Below are 2,371 nucleotides of genomic sequence, written 5' to 3'. Positions count from 1 at the left end.
GCTAAGATTACTAAAAAATGTACATTATGTTGTGTACATAACTATTGTATAAAGTTAAAATTAGATTATCAGAAGATTATAAATATAAAAAAAACGATTAATAAGTTAATCTAAAATAAGAGGAGAAAACTTTGAACAGTATTCTGGTTAACGAACATAAGACGTTATCTAGTCAAGAATATCAGTTTTGTGTAGATACAGCACTAGTAGAAATTAAGGGGACTGATAAGGAGTCATTCTATCGCAAACATGCTTTAATTATGCTTAAACACAAGAGATTGAAAATCTCTATCGTTCATCCACTAAGTGCTTTTATTTTTCAAAATTGGAAGTATAAAAGTTATAATACACAAAGATTGCATGCGATACACTTATGTCAATTTTTAAATTATATACTTATTGATAAAGTAAATGACTTTGGTCTTACATCACTAGCAGAATTAAAATTCGAACATGGTAGTACATTTTTAAATGAATTATTATGGAAAAGAAAGACTAATTCTAGTGTTAAAAATATAGAAAGATCACTCGTATATTTTTATGAGTTTTTAGCACGAAAAAAATGTTCTAAGCACTATACGATTAAAGATTTTACTGAAGCTGTTATACCCAATACCCCTAAGCAAAAATATAAATTATCTCCATTCCAAGTAAAATATTCTAACGAAGCGGCTAATGCAAAATATACTGGTTTAAAAGCTATAGAACATACTTTGCCACCTAAACATATTTTATCTTTTATTAGAATGGCTATACATGTTGCTCCACCTATAGCATTAGCTATCTACTTATCCATATTTGGGGGATTGAGAATTGGGGAAATTGCTAATATTACATTAAAAGATATTACACCTTATAGTGATTCATACGGAAAAGGTGGAATGAAAATAGCTTTAACTTCACAAACACTTCGACCAGATATTAAAGATACGAATGGAACTAGCTATGTTAAAAAGCCGCGCCTACAATTTGTTTATAATATAAAAAATATACTCCCTCATCTTTATAAAGATCATCTTAGATTATTAAAGGAAATCTATGACTCCCCTGATTTACCTTTAACAACTCCCCTTTTTGTAAACAGAGACGGTAAAGCGATGACAGGAAAATCTATTAGATATCACTTTGAAAAAGTGAAAAAATGTTTTATAGAGGAATTATCAAAGTCATTAAATGTAGATGATGTTATTATGTCCATCAATTTAAAAAATACCAAATGGTCATTTCACATTGGAAGAGGAACTTTTACAAATCTAATCGCTAAGGTTGCAAATAACCCTTATGAAGTAGCTTTGTCTAGGGGCGATACAAGTATTTTCTCAGCTCTGACTTATATGGCTGATACTGTAGAGTTAAAGAATGAAATCGAAAAATTATTGGATGAATTGTTTAAAGATTATTAACTAGTTTAAGTGGAGGAAGAGATGAAGTTATTAACAATAAACGAAGCTGCCAATATGCTTTCTATAAATGCAAAATCACTTAGGAGTTGGTTTTATCAAAAAGTTAATCCTTTAGAGGTCGTTGCAAATCTCAAAATTGAAATGGTACGTGGTAAAAAATTCATTCCAGAAAAAGCTGTCAATGATTTTTTATACTTCCAATCTAATTACTTATCTTCTAAAGAAATAGCAACCACGCTACATTTAAGTGTACAGGATGTTCAAACTCGAATTAAAAAAAAGCAATTTAAAGATATAATTGTAATAGGTAACCGCACGTACGTTCATAGACAAGAGATAATCCCTTTAGTTACTGAACCATTTGATCCATCAAATTACTACACAGTAAATTTTTTAATAAAAGACTTGCAATTAGATCGTAGTACAATTATTGAATATATACATAATAATTTATTCCCAGGCTCTATAAAAATAAAGTCTACATGGTACGTTCCAAAAGATTCTGTTGAAGAATTTAAAGAACAGAGACAAAAATACTTTAATGTAAACAACATCAATGATTATTATTCACTTTCACAAGCTGCAAAAATTTTAGGTTTAAAAAATCGGCGCTCACTTTATGAACTTTTAGATCATCAACATATTAATTTTGAATCTGTGAATTATGGTACTAAAAACCAGATAATGCTTCTTAAAGAACAGGTAGATTCGTATCAAAGATTTATGACAAATATTCCGGATCATTATTATACAATTCAAGAGATACAAAATCTCCTTCTTTTAAACGAGACACAAATACAAAGATTCTCTACAATTTGGGAAGGGTGTATCTGGGTAATATACCAAGGGAAATGTCAAAAAGTAATACCAAAAGAAGCCGTTAATAACTATTTAAATTCCCCGGATTCATACCGTTTATTAAAGCTTGAAAAACCAGAAGATGTGTTTTATCATACCGTTCGCTCTAT

2 protein-coding genes are annotated in these 2,371 nt (G+C 29.4%); both read left to right on the top strand.

What is annotated here, in order from left to right:
• Nucleotides 1-131: 131 nt before the first annotated feature.
• Nucleotides 132-1,403, top strand: a complete 1,272-nt coding sequence (locus MR079_RS28090; protein ID WP_242295065.1) for a site-specific integrase — start codon at nucleotides 132-134, stop codon at nucleotides 1,401-1,403.
• A gap of 21 nt (nucleotides 1,404-1,424) precedes the next feature.
• Nucleotides 1,425-2,371, top strand: a 947-nt coding sequence (locus tag MR079_RS28085) for a helix-turn-helix domain-containing protein (RefSeq protein WP_242295064.1), incomplete at its 3' end; no start/stop codon positions are given.

The organism is Bacillus cereus group sp. BfR-BA-01381 (assembly GCF_022663555.1).
Lineage (GTDB): Bacteria > Bacillota > Bacilli > Bacillales > Bacillaceae_G > Bacillus_A > Bacillus_A pacificus.
The sequence above is the reverse complement of the archived record's forward strand: the minus strand, read 5'-3'. Positions and strand labels throughout refer to the sequence as shown.